The sequence below is a fragment of the Pseudomonas sp. W5-36 genome, assembly GCF_046540455.1.
GTDB lineage: Bacteria > Pseudomonadota > Gammaproteobacteria > Pseudomonadales > Pseudomonadaceae > Aquipseudomonas > Aquipseudomonas graminis_B.
Genome location: NZ_JAXCIQ010000013.1, coordinates 1 through 15,487 on the forward strand (window position 1 = coordinate 1; position 15,487 = coordinate 15,487).

Here is a 15,487-nt window from a genome sequence, read left to right on the forward strand (position 1 = left end):
GTGAAACGATGCATCGCCGATGGTAGTGTGGGGTTTCCCCATGTGAGAGTAGGTCATCGTCAAGATTAAATTCCAGAACCCCATTTGCGAAAGCAGATGGGGTTTTGTTTTGGCGCGTGGAAAAAGCTGCCAACTAACCCTCCCAACCAATTAGAGCTCAAGCGCAGCACGCCTGCGGCCCAAGTGGTGAAACGTATGCTTGCGCAGGTCTTCTGTATGGCTATCATGCGCGTCTTACTACTAGGCACTCTCACTCATGCATACACTGCTAAAGCTACTTGAAGACGGTGCGTTTCACTCCGGCGAGGATCTGGGGCTTGCGCTGGGCGTCAGCCGGAGCGCCGTCTGGAAGAAGCTGCAGCAGGTCCAGGCTGACCTCGGCATAGAAATTTACAAGGTGCGCGGTCGTGGCTACCGATTGGCGTCGCCGCTGTCCTTGCTGGACTATGAGGCGCTGCGCCGGGAGCATATCGGGTTGGGTTGGACGTGCAGGATTCACGAAATTATCGACTCAACTAATGCTGAAGCCATGCGAGTAGCGAATTCAGGCGCTGAACTTCCTTGCTTGGTTCTTGCAGAGCGGCAGACGGCTGGCCGCGGAAGGCGTGGCCGTCAGTGGGTAAGTCCTTTCGCTGAAAATCTCTATTACAGCCTCGCCTTGCGTCTGGATGGCGGGACGCGCCGCCTGGATGGCCTCAGTCTTCTTGTAGGCCTTGCTGTGGTAGATACGCTGCGAGAGCTCGGTATTGGTACTGCGGGGCTGAAATGGCCTAACGACATTCTGGTTGGCGGTAAGAAGATTGCTGGGGTTCTGCTCGAACTCACCGGCGATCCTGCCAATGTATGTCATGTAGTGATTGGTATTGGGATCAACGTAAATATGCGTGAATCCATTAACGTAGACCAGGCTTGGACTTCATTGGCTCTGGAGCTTGTGCATGTTCAGGATCGGAATCGCGTTGCTTGCGCGCTCAGTCGAAATCTCAGCGTTTATCTTGCTGGTCATCAGGAGAAAGGCTTTGCGGCCTACCGAAGAGATTGGGAAGACAAGCACTTATGGCAGGGCCTTGCGGTCGCTCTCACTACGGGTGCGAAGATCACCCAGGGTGTGGTCTTGGGAGTTGGTGACGATGGAGCGCTACGGCTGGAGGTAGGTGGCCGTGAGGAGCAGTTTGCCGGGGGGGAGGTGAGTCTGAGGCTCGAGGGTAATTAGGGTAGAGATAGGAGTTGGTATATATGCATTCGGATGCGTGTTGTCTATGAGGTGATTATGCCCTGGGCGTTTTTTTCGTTGCTCATGTTGAACGGTCTTTATTTTGTCTGGCAGCAGCAGGATGCGCCGCTACGCCCGAAAGAGGTCGAGCCGCTGTTAACCCATCGATCATATGGCCAGGATATTCGGCTGCTTAGCGAGTCCGGATTGGGTAGGGGTAAGGAGCGGATGGACGCAGAGCAAGAGAAATGCCTCTATTTGGGCGGCACCGCCAAGCGGGCTGAGGTGACGCTTCTCAAGCAGCGCCTTGTTGCGTTGGATATCGATACTCACCTGGGAAAGCGCCTGGATCAGCAAGGCGGCGTGTTTTGGCTAAAAATTGCGCCTGCGAGTAGGCGGCTGGTGAGCGATGCGCTTATCGCCGAGCTCCGTAGAGATTTTCCCATGCTAAAAAATGAAATAATGTCGTGTGAAGGCATTGCAACCCCAGATTAGTTTGAATAGAATGGCGCCCGCTTCGCAGTGCAGATCGCTTGATTCGTACTGATGTAGCGAGAGTCAATGCTTGTAACCTCAAGTTTTTATTGAGAAAAAGGTTGACAGAAGGGTGGCATGATATAGAATGCTGCCTCGCTTAGGAGGGGTTCCCGAGCGGCCAAAGGGATCAGACTGTAAATCTGACGTCTACGACTTCGAAGGTTCGAATCCTTCCCCCTCCACCATATTTTGAGCGTAAGCAGCAAAGCTCAGCGGGTATAGTTTAGTGGTAGAACCTCAGCCTTCCAAGCTGATGATGCGGGTTCGATTCCCGCTACCCGCTCCAAGTTTGCTGGTTGTGCAATGTGTTTTGCTCTTGTAGCTCAGTTGGTAGAGCACACCCTTGGTAAGGGTGAGGTCAGCGGTTCAAATCCGCTCAAGAGCTCCATTACTAAGGCAGATATGTGAGTATCTGCCTTTGTTTTAGGCGCCAAGAATCCCGGGATCTTTACGCTCTTGGTGAGCTGGTGCTGCAGTGAGTCGATTTTTGCCATCGCATTATCGAGTTGCTGTTGAAATCTTCCTGTCAGGTCCGCATAATGTTCGGCCTGATTTTGCTTTTAGGTCAGTAGCTCAATTGGCAGAGCGACGGTCTCCAAAACCGTAGGTTGGGGGTTCGATTCCCTCCTGACCTGCCAGATTCTCAAATGTATCTGGCTTTCTTTTCACAGGATTTTAGTAGATGAATCCAAAGGCTGAAGCCCAAGACTCCCGGTTTGATCTCGTGAAGTGGCTTGTAGTAGTGCTTCTGGTGGTCGTGGGTGTCGTTGGAAATCAATACTATTCTGCGCAACCAATCCTGTATCGCGTTCTTGCCCTGCTTGTAATCGCCGCCGTGGCAGCCTATGTGGCGCTGCAGACGGGGAAGGGCAAGGCTTTCTTTGTTTTGGCCAAGGAAGCGCGCGCTGAGATTCGTAAAGTCGTGTGGCCTACGCGCCAAGAGACTACCCAGACCACTTTGATCGTGGTTGCAGTGGTTCTTGTGATGGCGCTGCTGTTGTGGGGGTTGGATTCCCTGCTCGGCTGGCTTGTTTCCTTGATTGTCGGCTAAGGGTGTCCCGTGGCTAAGCGTTGGTACGTAGTGCATGCCTACTCGGGTTACGAGAAGCATGTCATGCGCTCACTGGTTGAGCGCGTAAAGCTTGCAGGCATGGAAGATGGCTTCGGCGAAATTCTGGTCCCTACTGAAGAAGTAGTGGAAATGCGTAACGGCCAGAAACGCAAAAGTGAACGTAAGTTCTTCCCTGGCTATGTGCTTGTCCAGATGGACATGAACGAAGGTACCTGGCACTTGGTTAAGGATACTCCTCGTGTCATGGGCTTCATTGGCGGCACTGCAGACAAGCCTGCCCCAATTACCGATAAAGAAGCTGAAGCCATTCTGCGTCGCGTCGCTGATGGCAGCGATAAGCCAAAGCCAAAAACTCTGTTCGAGCCGGGCGAAGTCGTTCGTGTTACAGACGGTCCGTTTGCTGACTTCAACGGTACCGTTGAAGAGGTCAATTACGAGAAGAGTCGGATCCAAGTTGCCGTGCTCATTTTCGGACGCTCCACTCCGGTGGAGCTGGAGTTCAGTCAGGTCGAAAAGGCGTAACTGATCTCAGAATCCCATACCCCGCAGCCTTGGGCTGTGGGGTTTTTTCGTCACCGGGATAAACGCGCAAGTAACCGGGGAGCCTCTCGAGGCGCTAGAACCCGTAATTGGAGTGCCTCATGGCCAAGAAGATTACCGCTTACATCAAGCTTCAAGTGAAAGCCGCTCAGGCTAACCCGAGCCCGCCCGTTGGTCCTGCGCTGGGTCAGCACGGCGTGAACATCATGGAGTTCTGCAAAGCGTTCAACGCCCGTACTCAGGGTATTGAGCCAGGTCTGCCTACTCCTGTGATCATCACTGTTTACAGTGACCGCAGCTTCACATTTGAAACCAAAAGCACCCCGGCTTCGGTACTGCTGAAAAAAGCAGCTGGCTTGACCAGCGGCTCGGCTCGTCCGAATACCGTAAAAGTTGGCACTGTGACCCGTGCTCAGCTTGAAGAAATCGCCAAGGCAAAAAATGCCGACTTGACCGCTGCTGATATGGACGCCGCCGTGCGTACAATCGCCGGTTCCGCTCGCAGCATGGGCCTTAACGTGGAGGGTGTGTAATGGCTAAGCTGACTAAGCGCCAAAAGGCTATCGCTTCCAAGGTTGAAGCTGGCAAATCGTATAACTTCAACGAAGCTGCTGCCCTGCTGGCTGAGTTGTCGACAGTGAAGTTCAGCGAGTCCGTAGACGTTGCTGTGAACCTCGGTGTTGACCCACGTAAATCCGACCAGGTTGTACGTAGCGCTACCGTACTGCCACACGGCACTGGCAAGACCGTTCGTGTAGCCGTATTTACTCAGGGTCCAGCTGCTGAAGCTGCTCTGGCTGCCGGTGCTGACCGCGTTGGTATGGACGATCTGGCTGCTGAAATGAAGGGCGGCGATCTGAACTATGACGTCGTTATTGCCTCCCCGGACGCAATGCGTGTTGTTGGTCAGTTGGGTCAGATCCTCGGCCCGCGTGGCCTGATGCCTAACCCGAAGGTCGGTACTGTTACTCCAGACGTAGCCACTGCCGTTAAAAATGCCAAGGCTGGTCAGGTTCGCTATCGCACCGATAAAAACGGCATTATCCACACTTCCGTTGGCAAGGTCGGCTTCGAAGCAGGCAAGCTGCGTGAGAACGTTGAAGCACTGATCGCTGATTTGAAGCGTATCAAGCCTGCTTCCTCGAAAGGTATCTACGTCAAGCGCGTAACCCTGAGCACCACTATGGGCCCAGGCTTGGTCATCGACCAAGGTTCGTTGGACGCGTGAGACTGGCACGGCGCGGGTAACCGCGCCGTTGCGAAAATTGGGGTCCCTGCCTGGCGGGGGCTATCCAAGACCGTAGGCGGCGAAAGTCTTAAACCTCAAGCCTACGCAGATGGTGCTCCCGGTTCCTTACCGAATCAGACACCAAAACGACATCCGGCTCAGGTCAGATGAAACGGTAACAAGCAGGAGTTAAACCCGTGGCAATTAAACTCGAAGACAAGAAGGCCATCGTCGCTGAAGTCAACGAGGCTGCCAAAAACGCTCTGTCTGCTGTTGTGGCTGATGCCCGCGGTGTGACAGTAGGCGCGATGACCGGACTCCGTAAAGAGGCTCGTGAAGCTGGCGTATACGTGCGTGTCGTACGTAACACCCTGCTCAAGCGCGCCGTTGCTGACACTGAATACAGTGTCCTCAACGATGTGTTCACCGGCCCGACCTTGATCGCGTTCTCCAATGAACACCCTGGCGCTGCTGCCCGTTTGTTCAAAGAGTTCGCTAAAGGTCAGGATAAGTTCGAGATCAAGGCAGCTGCGTTCGAGGGCAAGTTCCTCGCACCTAATCAGATCGACGTACTGGCAACATTGCCGACCCGCAACGAAGCGATTTCGCAGCTGATGAGCGTGATTCAAGGCGCTACCAGCAAGCTCGCTCGTACACTGGCGGCCATCCGCGAACAGAAAGAAGCCGCTGCAGCCTAAGGGCAGGCACTTCCTCTCGCGTATTTTTGTTTATTTCGATGGTCGCGTAGGCCGTCCCCCAATTCAGGAATTAGAGTCATGTCTATCTCTCAAGACGATATCCTCAACGCCGTAGCTGAAATGTCCGTTCTGCAGGTTGTAGAGCTGATCAAAGCATTCGAAGAAAAATTCGGTGTTAGCGCTGCCGCTGCTTCCGCTGGTCCAGCTGCTGCTGCTGCCGTTGTTGAAGAGCAAACCGAATTCAACGTCATGCTGCTGGAAGCGGGCGAGAAGAAAGTTAACGTCATTAAAGCAGTTCGTGAACTGACCGGTCTGGGCCTGAAAGAAGCCAAGGCAGTCGTTGACGGCGCTCCAGCAATGGTCCTGGAAGCAGTAGCAAAAGACGCTGCTGACAAAGCCAAGGCTACCCTGGAAGAAGCAGGCGCTAAAGTCGAGCTGAAGTAAGCATCGACTTTGCGTTTCCAGCCCAAGCGTTAAGCGAAAGGCTGATGGCTGGTGGCTTCTGCCACCGGCCTTTTTCCGTTGTTGGCAGCTGATTCGGTTAGCGCTGATTACGTGATCTACCCACCTTGAACGGTGGCGCGAACCATGGGGTTCGCAAGATTTTTCTGGCTGCTCCCGTCGGGAGGAGCCAAACAAGCAGGTGACCAAGCTGGGGAACGCTGATGGCTTACTCATATACTGAGAAAAAACGTATCCGCAAGGACTTTAGCAAGTTGCCGGACGTCATGGATGTGCCTTACCTCCTGGCCATCCAGCTGGATTCGTATCGTGAATTCTTGCAAGCGGGAGCGACTAAAGATCAGTTCCGCGACGTGGGCCTGCATGCGGCCTTCAAATCTGTTTTCCCGATCATCAGCTACTCCGGCAATGCTGCTTTGGAGTATGTGGGTTATCGTCTGGGCGAACCGGCTTTTGATGTCAAGGAATGCGTGCTCCGCGGTGTGACATACGCCGTACCTTTGCGGGTAAAAGTACGTCTGATCATTTTCGACAAAGAATCGTCGAATAAAGCGATCAAGGACATCAAAGAGCAAGAAGTCTACATGGGTGAAATCCCCCTGATGACTGAGAACGGTACCTTCGTTATCAACGGTACCGAACGAGTGATCGTTTCCCAGCTGCACCGTTCCCCAGGCGTGTTCTTTGACCACGACCGCGGTAAGACGCACAGCTCCGGCAAACTGTTGTACTCGGCTCGCATCATTCCTTACCGTGGTTCGTGGCTGGACTTCGAATTCGATCCGAAAGACTGTGTCTTCGTACGTATCGACCGTCGCCGCAAACTCCCTGCATCGGTTCTGCTCCGTGCATTGGGTTACACCACTGAAGAAGTGCTGGATGCCTTCTACACCACCAACGTATTCCATGTTCATGGCGAGAACCTGAATCTGGAGTTGGTGCCTCAGCGCCTGCGTGGCGAAATTGCCGTTCTGGATATACTGGACGACAAGGGCAAGGTCATTGTTGAGCAAGGCCGTCGTATCACGGCTCGCCACATTAACCAGCTCGAAAAAGCGAACATCAAGACCCTTGAAGTTCCGCTCGACTACGTAATCGGCCGCACTAGCGCCAAGGCGATCGTGCACCCGGCGACGGGTGAGATCATTGCCGAGTGCAATACCGAACTGAACACCGAGGTCCTGGCGAAGATTGCCAAGGCTCAGGTTGTCCGTATCGAGACGCTATACACGAACGATATCGACTGCGGCCCGTTCATTTCCGACACCTTGAAGATCGACTCGACCGGCAATCAGCTTGAAGCCCTGGTCGAAATCTATCGGATGATGCGTCCTGGCGAGCCACCTACCAAGGATGCTGCCGAGACCTTGTTCAACAATCTGTTCTTTAGCCCAGAGCGTTACGATCTGTCGGCTGTAGGTCGGATGAAGTTTAACCGTCGTATCGGTCGTACCGAGATCGAAGGTTCTGGCGTGCTCCACAAAGACGACATCGTCGCTGTGCTGAAGACCCTGGTCGACATCCGTAACGGTAAAGGCATCGTCGATGACATCGATCACCTTGGTAACCGTCGCGTTCGTTGCGTAGGTGAGATGGCCGAGAACCAGTTCCGTGTAGGTCTGGTGCGTGTTGAGCGCGCGGTCAAAGAACGTCTGTCGATGGCGGAAAGCGAAGGCCTGATGCCTCAAGACCTGATCAACGCCAAGCCTGTAGCGGCGGCGGTGAAAGAGTTCTTCGGTTCCAGCCAGCTTTCACAGTTCATGGACCAGAACAACCCGCTGTCCGAGATCACTCACAAGCGTCGCGTCTCTGCACTCGGCCCTGGTGGTCTGACGCGTGAGCGTGCTGGCTTTGAAGTCCGTGACGTACACCCGACTCACTACGGGCGCGTGTGCCCGATTGAAACGCCGGAAGGTCCGAACATTGGTCTGATCAACTCCTTGGCTGCCTATGCGCGCACCAACCAGTACGGCTTCCTCGAGAGCCCGTACCGTGTGGTTAAAGATGCTCTGGTAACTGACGAAATTGTTTTCCTCTCGGCTATTGAGGAAGCAGATCACGTCATTGCCCAGGCTTCTGCCGCAATGAACGACAAGAAGATCCTGATTGACGAGCTGGTTGCTGTTCGTCACTTGAACGAGTTCACCGTCAAGGCGCCGGAAGACGTCACCCTGATGGATGTTTCGCCGAAGCAGGTTGTATCGGTCGCGGCATCGCTGATCCCGTTCCTTGAGCACGACGACGCCAACCGTGCGTTGATGGGTTCGAACATGCAGCGTCAGGCTGTCCCAACATTGCGCGCTGACAAGCCGCTGGTTGGTACTGGCATGGAGCGCAACGTTGCGCGTGACTCCGGTGTTTGCGTCGTGGCCCGTCGTGGCGGCGTGATCGACTCGGTAGACGCCAGCCGTATCGTGGTTCGTGTTGCAGATGACGAAGTTGAGACAGGCGAAGCCGGTGTCGACATCTACAACCTGACCAAATACACACGTTCGAACCAGAATACCTGCATCAACCAGCGTCCGCTGGTGAGCAAGGGTGACCGCGTTCAGCGTAGCGACATCATGGCTGACGGCCCGTCCACCGATATGGGTGAACTGGCGCTGGGTCAGAACATGCGCATCGCGTTCATGGCGTGGAACGGCTTCAACTTCGAAGACTCCATCTGCCTGTCCGAGCGTGTTGTTCAGGAAGACCGCTTCACCACGATCCACATTCAGGAACTGACCTGTGTGGCGCGTGATACCAAGCTCGGGCCTGAAGAGATCACTGCCGACATCCCTAACGTGGGTGAGGCAGCACTGAACAAGCTGGATGAAGCCGGTATCGTTTATGTAGGCGCTGAAGTCGGCGCTGGCGACATCCTGGTAGGTAAGGTCACTCCGAAAGGCGAGACCCAGCTGACCCCGGAAGAGAAGCTGCTGCGTGCGATCTTCGGTGAAAAAGCAAGCGACGTTAAAGATACGTCCCTGCGCGTGCCTACCGGTACCAAAGGCACCGTTATTGACGTTCAGGTCTTCACTCGTGATGGCGTTGAGCGTGATGCTCGTGCGCTGTCCATCGAGAAGAGCCAGCTCGACGAGATCCGCAAGGACCTGAACGAAGAGTTCCGCATTGTTGAAGGCGCAACGTTCGAACGTTTGCGTTCCGCTCTGGTGGGTCGTACCGCTGAAGGTGGTGCTGGCCTGAAGAAGGGGCAGGAAATCACCAACGAAGTTCTGGACGGCCTGGAACACGGTCAGTGGTTCAAGCTGCGCATGGTCGAAGATGCGCTGAACGAGCAACTCGAGAAAGCTCAGGCTTACATCGTCGATCGTCGCCGTCTGCTTGACGACAAGTTCGAAGACAAGAAGCGCAAGCTGCAGCAGGGCGATGATCTTGCTCCAGGTGTACTCAAGATCGTCAAGGTTTACCTTGCCATCCGCCGTCGTATCCAGCCTGGCGACAAGATGGCCGGTCGTCACGGTAACAAAGGTGTGGTCTCCGTGATCATGCCGGTTGAAGACATGCCGCACGATGCCAACGGTACTCCGGTGGATATCGTCCTCAACCCGTTGGGTGTACCTTCGCGTATGAACGTCGGTCAGATCCTGGAAACCCACCTCGGCCTCGCGGCTAAGGGGTTGGGCGAGAAGATCAACCGCATGCTTGAAGAGCAGCGTAAAGTCGTTGAACTGCGTAAGTTCCTGAACGAGATCTACAACGAGATTGGCGGCCGTCAAGAGAGTCTAGATGACCTGTCTGATCAGGAAATTCTGGATCTGGCGAAGAACCTGCGTGGCGGCGTTCCAATGGCTACCCCGGTATTTGACGGTGCCAAAGAATCCGAAATCAAGGCAATGCTCCGCCTGGCGGACATGCCAGACAGTGGCCAGATGCAGCTGTTCGACGGCCGTACCGGCAACAAGTTTGAGCGTCCGGTCACCGTTGGCTACATGTACATGCTGAAGCTGAACCACTTGGTGGACGACAAGATGCACGCGCGTTCCACTGGTTCGTACAGCCTGGTTACCCAGCAGCCGCTGGGTGGTAAGGCTCAGTTCGGTGGTCAGCGTTTCGGGGAGATGGAGGTTTGGGCGCTGGAAGCTTATGGCGCGGCGTACACTCTGCAAGAAATGCTCACAGTGAAGTCGGACGACGTGAACGGTCGGACCAAGATGTACAAGAACATCGTGGACGGCGATCACCGTATGGAGCCGGGCATGCCCGAGTCCTTCAACGTGTTGATCAAAGAAATCCGTTCGCTCGGTATCGATATCGATCTGGAAACCGAATAACACGTGACGCGAATCGAGGGTGGGTCGGTATGACTGCCCTCTGCTCCGCCAGGAGGAAAGGCCTTGAAAGACCTACTGAATTTGCTGAAAAACCAGGGTCAAGTCGAAGAGTTCGACGCTATCCGTATTGGATTGGCGTCGCCTGAGATGATCCGTTCGTGGTCGTTCGGTGAAGTTAAAAAGCCGGAAACCATCAACTACCGTACGTTCAAACCTGAGCGTGACGGCCTGTTCTGCGCCAAGATCTTTGGCCCGGTCAAGGATTACGAGTGCCTGTGCGGTAAGTACAAGCGCTTGAAGCATCGTGGCGTCATCTGCGAGAAGTGTGGCGTTGAAGTCGCGCTGGCCAAAGTCCGTCGTGAGCGCATGGCTCACATCGAACTGGCCTCGCCGGTCGCTCACATCTGGTTCCTGAAATCGCTGCCGTCCCGTATCGGCTTGCTGATGGACATGACCCTGCGTGATATCGAACGCGTTCTCTACTTCGAGAGCTATGTCGTTATCGATCCGGGCATGACCACGCTCGAAAAAGGGCAACTGCTTAACGACGAGCAATACTTCGAAGCTCTCGAAGAGTTCGGTGACGACTTCGACGCCCGTATGGGTGCCGAGGCTGTCCGCGAGCTGCTGCACGCTATTGATCTGGAACACGAGATTGGGCGGCTGCGCGAAGAGATTCCGCAAACCAACTCCGAGACCAAAATCAAGAAGCTGTCCAAGCGTCTGAAGTTGATGGAAGCCTTCCAGGGTTCCGGCAACCTTCCAGAATGGATGGTGTTGACCGTCCTGCCGGTTCTGCCGCCAGATCTGCGTCCACTGGTCCCGCTGGATGGTGGTCGTTTCGCGACTTCCGACCTTAACGATCTCTATCGTCGAGTGATCAACCGTAACAACCGTTTGAAGCGCCTGCTCGATCTGTCTGCTCCTGACATCATCGTGCGCAACGAAAAGCGCATGCTGCAGGAAGCTGTGGATGCGTTGCTTGATAACGGTCGTCGCGGTCGCGCCATCACAGGTTCGAACAAGCGTCCTCTGAAATCCCTGGCTGACATGATCAAGGGTAAGCAGGGCCGTTTCCGTCAGAACTTGCTCGGTAAGCGTGTTGACTACTCTGGCCGTTCGGTAATTACCGTAGGTCCGACCCTGCGTCTGCATCAGTGCGGTCTGCCCAAGAAGATGGCACTGGAGCTGTTCAAGCCGTTCATTTTCGGCAAGCTCGAGATGCGTGGTCTCGCTACCACCATCAAAGCTGCCAAGAAAATGGTCGAGCGCGAGCTGCCAGAAGTCTGGGACGTTCTCGCCGAAGTCATTCGCGAACACCCGGTGCTCCTGAACCGTGCGCCGACGCTTCACCGTCTGGGTATCCAGGCGTTTGAGCCGGTTCTCATCGAAGGTAAAGCGATCCAGCTGCACCCGTTGGTCTGTGCGGCATACAACGCCGACTTCGACGGTGACCAGATGGCTGTTCACGTGCCGCTGACGCTGGAAGCCCAGCTCGAAGCCCGTGCGCTGATGATGTCGACCAACAACATTCTGTCGCCAGCGAACGGTGAGCCAATCATCGTTCCTTCGCAGGACGTTGTATTGGGTCTGTACTACATGACTCGTGAAGCGATCAACGCCAAAGGCGAAGGTCGTGTATTCGCGGATCTGCAGGAAGTGGACCGTGTATTCCGTGCGGGCGAAGCCGCTCTGCATGCAAAAGTGAAAGTGCGCATCAACGAAACGATCAATGATCGTGACGGTGGCAGCGTCAAGAACACTCGTATCGTCGACACAACCGTCGGCCGTGCGCTGCTGTTCCAAGTGGTTCCGGCCGGCTTGTCATACGACGTCGTCAATCAGCCGATGAAGAAGAAGGCAATCTCCAAGCTGATCAACCAGTGCTACCGCGTGGTTGGCCTGAAAGAGACTGTAATCTTCGCTGACCAGCTGATGTACACCGGTTTTGCCTATTCGACGATCTCGGGTGTCTCCATCGGCGTTAACGACTTTGTTATCCCTGATGAAAAAGCTCGCATCATCGACGCAGCAACCGATGAAGTGAAAGAAATCGAGAGTCAGTACGCCTCCGGCCTGGTTACCCAGGGCGAGAAGTACAACAAGGTGATCGACCTCTGGTCCAAGGCCAACGATGAAGTCTCCAAGGCGATGATGTCGAACCTCTCGAAAGAGAAGGTTGTCGATCGTCACGGTGAGACCGTTGATCAGGAATCCTTCAACTCGATGTACATGATGGCTGACTCGGGTGCGCGGGGTTCCGCAGCACAGATTCGTCAGTTGGCAGGTATGCGGGGTCTGATGGCCAAGCCGGATGGCTCGATCATCGAGACACCGATCACTGCTAACTTCCGTGAAGGTTTGAGCGTTCTTCAGTACTTCATCTCGACGCACGGTGCTCGTAAGGGGCTTGCGGATACCGCGTTGAAAACCGCGAACTCTGGTTACCTGACTCGTCGTCTTGTAGACGTGGCACAAGATCTGGTCGTTACCGAGGTTGACTGCGGTACTGAACACGGTCTGGTCATGACGCCGCACATTGAAGGTGGCGACGTCGTAGAGCCGTTGGGCGAACGCGTATTGGGTCGAGTGATCGCCCGCGACGTATTCAAGCCTGGCACTGAAGATGTCATCGTTCCAGGCGGCACACTGGTTGACGAGAAGTGGGTTGAATTCATCGAGCTGAACAGCATCGACGAAGTGATCGTACGCTCTCCGATCAGCTGTGAAACACGTTTCGGTATCTGCGCCAAGTGCTATGGCCGTGATCTGGCGCGCGGTCACCAGGTGAACATCGGTGAGGCGGTCGGCGTTATCGCGGCTCAGTCGATCGGTGAGCCGGGTACCCAGCTGACCATGCGTACGTTCCACATCGGTGGTGCGGCAAGCCGTACTTCTGCTGCTGACAGTGTTCAGGTGAAGAACGGCGGTATCGTTCGTCTGCACAACCTGAAGCACGTTGAGCGTCTTGATGGTCACCTGGTCGCGGTGTCGCGTTCCGGTGAGTTGGCAATAGCCGACGAGTTCGGTCGTGAGCGCGAGCGCTACAAGCTGCCGTATGGTGCTGTGATTCTGGTGAAGGAAGGTGACAAGGTCGACGCCGGGTCCATCGTGGCCAAGTGGGACCCACACACTCACCCAATCGTCACCGAGATGAAAGGTACCGTGACCTACGTGGGCATGGAGGAAGGTATTACGATCAAGCGCCAGACGGACGAATTGACCGGTTTGACGAACATCGAAGTACTGGATGCCAAAGATCGCCCTGCAGCAGGTAAAGACATTCGTCCTGCGGTCAAGATGGTTGGTGTTGATGGTAAGGATCTGCTGCTGCCGGGTACTGACGTACCGGCTCAGTACTTCCTGCCGGCAAACGCCCTCGTCGGTGTTGCGGATGGTGTGCAAGTGGGTGTGGGTGACGTTATCGCCCGTATCCCGCAAGAGACCTCCAAAACCCGTGACATCACTGGTGGTCTGCCGCGCGTTGCCGACCTGTTCGAAGCGCGTCGCCCTAAAGAAGCATCGATCCTGGCTGAAGTCAGCGGTACGATCGCGTTTGGTAAAGAGACCAAAGGCAAGCGTCGTCTCGTTATCACGCCAAACGATGGTACCGATCCGTACGAAGAGCTGATTCCAAAATGGCGTCATCTGAACGTCTTCGAAGGTGAGCAAGTCAGCCGTGGTGAGGTTATCTCCGACGGCCCAAGCGATCCGCACGATATCCTGCGCCTGCTGGGTGTCAGCGCTCTGGCGAAATACATCGTCAACGAGATTCAGGACGTTTACCGCCTGCAAGGCGTGAAGATCAACGACAAGCACATTGAAACGATCCTTCGTCAGATGCTGCGTAAGGTCGAGATCGCTGAGTCTGGCGACTCCAGCTTCATCAAGGGTGACCAGATGGAGTTGACGCATGTCCTGGTTGAAAACGAGCGCCTTGCGACCGACGAGAAATTTGTTTCCAAATTCACTCGTGTGTTGCTTGGTATCACCAAGGCGTCGCTGTCCACCGAATCGTTCATCTCGGCGGCCTCCTTCCAGGAGACCACTCGCGTACTGACCGAAGCGGCGGTTACCGGCAAGCGCGATTATCTGCGCGGCCTGAAAGAAAACGTGGTAGTGGGTCGTCTGATCCCTGCAGGTACCGGTCTGGCATATCACAGCGAGCGCAAGCGTCGTCGTGAAGCCGACAAGCCGATGCGTGTAAGTGCGAGCGAAGTTGAAGCCGCGCTCACTGAAGCGTTGAACTCAAGCAGTAATTGAGAGTAGGGCCCCGATTTTCACAGTCATTGGTCTCAACCGGTTGATGGGTTGCCAGTGGCTGTGGACACCGGGGCTTTGCCTTGCCAGTGGCTGTGGACACCGGGGCTTTGCCTTGACTGGGGGCAGGATCCTCTTTAGACTCTTGTACCCCTAAATCTGGCGGGACGTATGTCCTGCCATTTTGCTTTTCTTGTAAGACAATAGCGTCGCAAGACAACAGTGGAGCTAGTAGATGGCAACTATCAACCAGCTGGTACGTCAGCCGCGTAAGCGTATCGTCGAGAAATCCGACGTGCCTGCGCTGCAGAACTGCCCGCAGCGTCGTGGTGTGTGCACTCGCGTGTACACAACTACGCCGAAAAAACCTAACTCGGCACTGCGTAAAGTATGCCGTGTGCGTCTGACCAACGGTTTCGAGGTTTCCTCGTACATCGGCGGTGAAGGCCACAACCTGCAAGAGCACAGCGTCGTACTGATTCGCGGCGGCCGTGTAAAAGACTTGCCAGGTGTTCGTTACCACACCGTCCGCGGTTCGTTGGATACCTCCGGTGTCAAAGGTCGTAACCAGGGTCGTTCGAAGTACGGTACCAAGAAGCCTAAGTAGTAGCGGCTTTTTGAAAAAACTGAATCATCTTATTTTCTGAGTCGATAAGAGTAAGGTCGGAGGCGCCATTAGGTGCTGATTCCGAGCGAACCTGAAGACCGTTTGAGGGCTTATCCATGCCAAGAAGACGCGTAGCAGCCAAGCGCGAAGTGCTTGACGATCCAAAATACGGCAGCCAGATTCTGGCCAAGTTCATGAACCACGTTATGGAAAGCGGCAAGAAAGCCGTTGCCGAGCGTATCGTTTATGGCGCGCTCGAAAAGGTTAAAGAACGCAAGAACTCCGATCCCCTGGAAATCTTCGAGAAAGCTCTCGACGCCATCGCTCCGCTGGTCGAAGTGAAGTCGCGCCGTGTAGGCGGTGCTACTTACCAGGTCCCGGTCGAAGTTCGTCCGTCCCGTCGTAATGCTCTGGCAATGCGTTGGCTGGTAGACTTCGCGCGCAAGCGCGGTGAGAAGTCTATGGCTCTGCGTTTGGCTGGCGAACTGTTGGACGCCGCCGAAGGTAAAGGTGCTGCGGTCAAGAAGCGTGAAGACGTGCACCGTATGGCTGAAGCCAACAAAGCTTTCTCGCACTACCGCTTCTAATTTCAG

Annotated in this window: 12 protein-coding genes and 4 tRNA genes; all 16 read left to right on the plus strand. The window is 55.0% G+C overall.

Annotated elements, in window-relative coordinates:
- The first annotated feature begins 256 nt into the window (after positions 1-256).
- Positions 257-1,213, plus strand: a complete 957-nt coding sequence (birA, locus tag SLW74_RS19200; RefSeq protein ID WP_410929795.1) for a bifunctional biotin--[acetyl-CoA-carboxylase] ligase/biotin operon repressor BirA — start codon at positions 257-259, stop codon at positions 1,211-1,213.
- 57 nt (positions 1,214-1,270) lie between these two features.
- The gene (locus SLW74_RS19205; RefSeq protein ID WP_410929866.1) at positions 1,271-1,708 is read left to right on the plus strand and encodes a hypothetical protein; all 438 of its coding nucleotides are present in this window, start codon (positions 1,271-1,273) and stop codon (positions 1,706-1,708) included.
- A 142-nt stretch (positions 1,709-1,850) separates the two neighbouring features.
- Positions 1,851-1,935, plus strand: a tRNA-Tyr gene (locus SLW74_RS19210).
- A 27-nt stretch (positions 1,936-1,962) separates the two neighbouring features.
- Positions 1,963-2,036 (plus strand) — tRNA-Gly (locus SLW74_RS19215).
- Between the two features lie 26 nt (positions 2,037-2,062).
- A tRNA-Thr gene (locus SLW74_RS19220) sits at positions 2,063-2,138 on the plus strand.
- Between the two features lie 174 nt (positions 2,139-2,312).
- Positions 2,313-2,388 (plus strand) — tRNA-Trp (locus SLW74_RS19225).
- A gap of 44 nt (positions 2,389-2,432) precedes the next feature.
- A complete protein-coding gene (secE, locus tag SLW74_RS19230) occupies positions 2,433-2,801 on the plus strand; it encodes a preprotein translocase subunit SecE (RefSeq protein WP_037017694.1) in 369 nt (122 codons plus the stop codon).
- A 9-nt stretch (positions 2,802-2,810) separates the two neighbouring features.
- Positions 2,811-3,344, plus strand: coding sequence for a transcription termination/antitermination protein NusG (nusG, locus tag SLW74_RS19235; RefSeq protein ID WP_003317113.1), 534 nt, complete (start codon positions 2,811-2,813; stop codon positions 3,342-3,344).
- A 119-nt stretch (positions 3,345-3,463) separates the two neighbouring features.
- Positions 3,464-3,895 (plus strand): 50S ribosomal protein L11, encoded by a 432-nt coding sequence (rplK, locus tag SLW74_RS19240; RefSeq protein ID WP_037017696.1) that lies wholly within the window; start codon positions 3,464-3,466, stop codon positions 3,893-3,895.
- Positions 3,895-4,590, plus strand: a complete 696-nt coding sequence (gene rplA / locus SLW74_RS19245; RefSeq protein WP_410929796.1) for a 50S ribosomal protein L1 — start codon at positions 3,895-3,897, stop codon at positions 4,588-4,590. The genes rplK and rplA overlap by 1 nt, the downstream gene beginning before the upstream one ends.
- 197 nt (positions 4,591-4,787) lie before the next feature.
- Positions 4,788-5,288 carry a 50S ribosomal protein L10 gene (gene rplJ, locus SLW74_RS19250; RefSeq protein ID WP_065988463.1) on the plus strand — a complete coding sequence of 167 codons (501 nt, stop codon included), beginning with the start codon at positions 4,788-4,790 and terminating at the stop codon, positions 5,286-5,288.
- Positions 5,289-5,366: 78 nt separating this feature from the next.
- The gene (gene rplL / locus SLW74_RS19255; RefSeq protein WP_019409897.1) at positions 5,367-5,732 is read left to right on the plus strand and encodes a 50S ribosomal protein L7/L12; all 366 of its coding nucleotides are present in this window, start codon (positions 5,367-5,369) and stop codon (positions 5,730-5,732) included.
- Positions 5,733-5,953: 221 nt separating this feature from the next.
- A complete protein-coding gene (gene rpoB / locus SLW74_RS19260) occupies positions 5,954-10,027 on the plus strand; it encodes a DNA-directed RNA polymerase subunit beta (RefSeq protein WP_410929797.1) in 4,074 nt (1,357 codons plus the stop codon).
- Positions 10,028-10,090: 63 nt separating this feature from the next.
- Complete coding sequence (gene rpoC / locus SLW74_RS19265; RefSeq protein WP_192133301.1) at positions 10,091-14,290, plus strand: DNA-directed RNA polymerase subunit beta'; 4,200 nt, start codon at positions 10,091-10,093, stop codon at positions 14,288-14,290.
- Between the two features lie 232 nt (positions 14,291-14,522).
- Positions 14,523-14,894, plus strand: a complete 372-nt coding sequence (gene rpsL / locus SLW74_RS19270) for a 30S ribosomal protein S12 (RefSeq protein WP_002555494.1) — start codon at positions 14,523-14,525, stop codon at positions 14,892-14,894.
- 116 nt (positions 14,895-15,010) lie between these two features.
- Complete coding sequence (rpsG, locus tag SLW74_RS19275) at positions 15,011-15,481, plus strand: 30S ribosomal protein S7 (protein WP_002555493.1); 471 nt, start codon at positions 15,011-15,013, stop codon at positions 15,479-15,481.
- The last annotated feature ends 6 nt before the right edge of the window (positions 15,482-15,487 follow it).